This window comes from Halobacillus sp. BBL2006, assembly GCF_000786645.1.
GTDB lineage: Bacteria > Bacillota > Bacilli > Bacillales > Halobacillaceae > Halobacillus.
This window is the reverse complement of record NZ_JRNX01000687.1, coordinates 1-3878: the sequence shown is the minus strand read 5'-3', so window position 1 is coordinate 3878 and position 3878 is coordinate 1. Positions and strand designations below refer to the sequence as shown.

The 3878-nt window shown below is 43.0% G+C and carries 5 protein-coding genes; 4 read left to right on the top strand and 1 reads right to left on the bottom strand.

Annotation, left to right across the window (positions count from 1 at the left end; genetic code table 11):
* Positions 1–15 precede the first annotated feature (15 nt).
* A complete protein-coding gene (locus tag LD39_RS18295) occupies positions 16–477 on the bottom strand; it encodes a DUF2188 domain-containing protein (RefSeq protein WP_035551332.1) in 462 nt (153 codons plus the stop codon).
* A 270-nt stretch (positions 478–747) separates the two neighbouring features.
* On the opposite strand from LD39_RS18295, the gene pxpB reads away from it, so the two are divergent.
* From pxpB to LD39_RS18275, 4 genes are all read left to right on the top strand, one after another.
* Positions 748–1464, top strand: coding sequence for a 5-oxoprolinase subunit PxpB (pxpB, locus tag LD39_RS18290; RefSeq protein WP_035551329.1), 717 nt, complete (start codon positions 748–750; stop codon positions 1462–1464).
* Positions 1461–2462, top strand: coding sequence for a biotin-dependent carboxyltransferase family protein (locus LD39_RS18285; RefSeq protein WP_035551326.1), 1002 nt, complete (start codon positions 1461–1463; stop codon positions 2460–2462). The genes pxpB and LD39_RS18285 overlap by 4 nt, the downstream gene beginning before the upstream one ends.
* A gap of 11 nt (positions 2463–2473) precedes the next feature.
* Positions 2474–3247, top strand: a complete 774-nt coding sequence (locus LD39_RS18280; protein ID WP_035551323.1) for a LamB/YcsF family protein — start codon at positions 2474–2476, stop codon at positions 3245–3247.
* A 16-nt stretch (positions 3248–3263) separates the two neighbouring features.
* The coding region (locus LD39_RS18275) for a divalent metal cation transporter (protein WP_035551320.1) at positions 3264–3878 on the top strand (615 nt) is incomplete at its 3' end.

Below are 3878 nucleotides of genomic sequence, written 5' to 3'. Positions count from 1 at the left end.
TGTAACCATTGTTTTTTAATTATTTTTATAAGAAATTTTATCTTGAATCGTACCATCTTTTTTATGGATGATGACCTGAGTTTGTTTGTTCTGAGCAATTGCTTCTGCGCGTTCGATTGCTTCTTCTTTTTTATCATAGACATTGGAAGGCTGTTTCGCGTCTTCCGCCTGCACCGCCCATCCGTCCTTATGAGAAACGACATGCTCTCCCTTATCCAAAAGTTCCGGACGACCTTCATATTGTTGATCATCATCACGTTTTCTTAAATCAGTATCACTCATTTGCTTAACTGCGTTGATCTCTTTTTGATCTGCATTGTCGTACCATTCTTTAGCCTGCTCTGTGGCAATAGGAATCGCTCGCCCTTCATCATATCCTTGATCAATCATTGCATTGGCGATGTCAATCGCTTTTTTTCTTACAGCGTTATCAAGATTTTTGAATGAACTAGGGTAATCCTTGCTATCCCAAGGCATAGGTCATCCTCCTAATCGATTTGATTTTATTATCGTATTACCGCATTAAACATAAATCTAAACGGAAGAACTCCCCTAAATATTGGTTCTTACAAAAACCATAAATTATTCCTACTCCAAAACACCTACTCATTTTATAGATTACAATGGACCTTAAACACTGATTTGAAAGGATTCAGAAAATAGGATAGCATTAAAAGAAGTTGTCTTGATGCGTACATTTCAACAAACGTTATAAACAATCCCATTGAATGAAGGAGGCAGCCTTTCATGAAAGCGCATTATCACCCATTAGGAGATCGAGCTGTGGTCATCGAGCTTGGAACCAAGATTGATCTTACCTCTCAAAAGCGAGTCAAACAGGTGTGTGAAAAGCTTGACTCTACACATCCTGACTGGATGGTTGAATACATACCTGCATTTACAACCGTCACCGTTTTCTATAATCCCATCACCATAAAAAAACAGACCCACTCTTCTGAACTACTCCCATATAAATGGGTATGTAAACAATTGGAAGACCTCATTTCGAATCTTTCGGTTAGAAAATCGAAAAAGCCACGCGTCGTTGAGATCCCCGTCTGTTATGGTGGGGAATTCGGACCTGATTTGTCTTACGTCGCTGAAAAGAATGATTTGAGCGAACAGAAAGTTATCAATCTGCATATGAACGGAGATTATTTAGTTTATATGATTGGATTTGCTCCAGGTTTTCCTTACATCGGCGGTATGGATAAAAGAATCGCTACATCTAGAAGAGACGATCCCAGACTCAAGATTCCAGCTGGGTCGGTTGGAATTGCCGGGCAGCAAACCGGTGTCTATCCCATTGAAACCCCGGGCGGATGGCAGCTGATCGGCCGTACGCCTTTGCAACTTTTCCAACCTGAAAATGAAATCCCTTCCCTCCTTCAAGCCGGAGATAAAATTAAATTCACTTCTATAACCGAAGAAGAATATCGATCAATCAAGGAGGATGAGTCATGATCCACATCGTCAAAGCAGGTCTCTTAACAACAATCCAGGATCTCGGACGTTATGGATACCAAAAGCACGGTGTCATTGCAAGTGGAGTTATGGATAGTGAGTCGCACCGAATTGCCAATCTACTCGTAGGCAATAGCCCGGACTTAGCCACTATGGAAATTACTCTGATGGGGCCTGTAATCGAATTCCAAGACAACGCACTCATCTCCATTTGTGGAGGTAACCTCTCACCGATGATCAACGGAGACTCCGTTCCCATGTGGAGACCGATTTTCATAAAAAAAGGAAGCGAACTTAGATTTGGAAATCCTAAACAAGGATTTCGTTCATACCTTGCAATCGCTGGTGGATTTGATGTACCTCTGATCATGGAGAGCAGATCGACTTATCTACGAGCAGAAATCGGAGGGTACCAAGGCCGCGCTTTAGAAAAAGGGGATGAACTGAATATTAATCATCTGTCTGAAGTGTCCGCGAGACTATTAGAACGATTGGAACAAGCATGTGGAAAGCGATCTCACTTAACAACAAAGTGGTTCGTTGCCTCTGAATTCACCCCAGTCATCCAATCAGGCGAAACCATACGTATTATAGAAGGAAGAGAATACGGTCAGTTTACTAAGGAAAGCCAAAAAGCCCTTACAGCTGAAGACTTTCAGATTGATTCAAAATCAGATCGGATGGGTTACCGCCTGAATGGTCCACAACTTAAAAGGAAAAAGCAAGTGGATATGGTTTCAGAAGCCGTCGCTTTCGGAACGATTCAAGTACCAGCTGAGGGCAATCCGATCGTCTTATTAGCAGATCGCCAAACGACTGGCGGGTACCCTAAGATCGCCCAAGTTGTCAGTATCGATTTACCAAAAGTGGCACAAATGAAGCCAGGAGAACGCATTCGATTTGAAATGATAAGTCTGGAGAAAGCTCAGCAATTATACTTGGAACGTGAGAGAGCCCTCGATCAATTAACGCGAGGTCTTGCATTTAAAATGAGATAGGAGGCAATCATATGAATATCGTTGATTTAAATTGTGATATGGGAGAAAGTTTCGGCTCTTATAAAATTGGTCGTGATGATGAAATTTTAAAATATGTAACATCTGCCAATATCGCTTGTGGATTTCATGCAGGTGATCCTTCGACGATGAAAAGAACAGTAAGCATGGCGATCAAGAACAACGTAGGAATTGGGGCTCATCCTGGTTTGCAAGACCTTGTTGGTTTTGGACGCAGGCCGATGGATATTTCCCCAGAAGAGGCCTACGATATGGTCGTCTATCAAATTGGTGCCTTACAAGGCTTTGTCCAGGCTGAAGGCGGTTCGCTTCAACATGTGAAGCCTCATGGTGCCCTATTCAATATGGCTGCTAAACAAAAAGAACTCGCTGATGCTATCGCTAAGGCTGTACATGATATTAACTCAGACCTTGCGCTATTCGGCCTAGCAAACAGCGAACTCGTTAAAGCCGGAAAGGAAGCTGGACTAAGGACCGCAAGCGAAGTGTTTTCCGACCGTACTTACCAAAAAGACGGCTCTCTTACTTCACGACGTGAATCGAACGCTTTAATTACGGATCATGAGCAAGCCGTCAGTCAAGTGATCCGGATGATTAAAGAAGGAAAGGTAAGGACTTTACAAGACATTGATATTGATATCGATGTGCAGACAATCTGCATTCACGGTGATGGTGCAAATGCTGTCGACTTTGCTTCCTATATTACGAGAGCATTAAATGAAGCTGACATCGAACTCGATAAAATCGGAAATTTTTTAAAACGATAAGAAAAGGAGCCACATCATGAAACAACAATCGAATCGTAGTTTACTACTTGGAGCAGCCTTTCTTATGGCTACATCTGCCATAGGACCAGGTTTCCTAACACAAACCACACACTTCACTGAACAATTAGCCGCAAGCTTCGGTTTTGTCATATTAATATCCATCATCATTGATATTGGTGCGCAGCTTAATATATGGAGAATTATTGCGATCTCTGAAAAGCCGGCCCAGGATATTGCTAATAGTCTTCTTCCTGGACTTGGTTTCGTATTATCGATCCTCATCGTGGCTGGAGGGCTTGCCTTTAACATCGGAAATATTGCGGGTGCTGGCCTGGGAACAAACGTCCTTTTTGGAATTTCGCCTGAAATGGGTGCTTTATTCAGTGGAATCGTTGCGGTAGCCGTTTTCCTTGTCAGAGAAGCTGGGAAAGTGATGGACCGTTTCGCGCAAATTGCCGGTTTCGTCATGATCGCTTTGACGATTTTCGTTATGTTCTCCGCCCAGCCTCCAGTCGGGGAAGCAGTGGCTAAGACCGTGGCTCCAGATACCATTGATTTCCTTGCGATCATTACGCTCGTCGGAGGAACCGTCGGCGGTTATATCACTTTTGCCGGAGGACACCGCTTATTA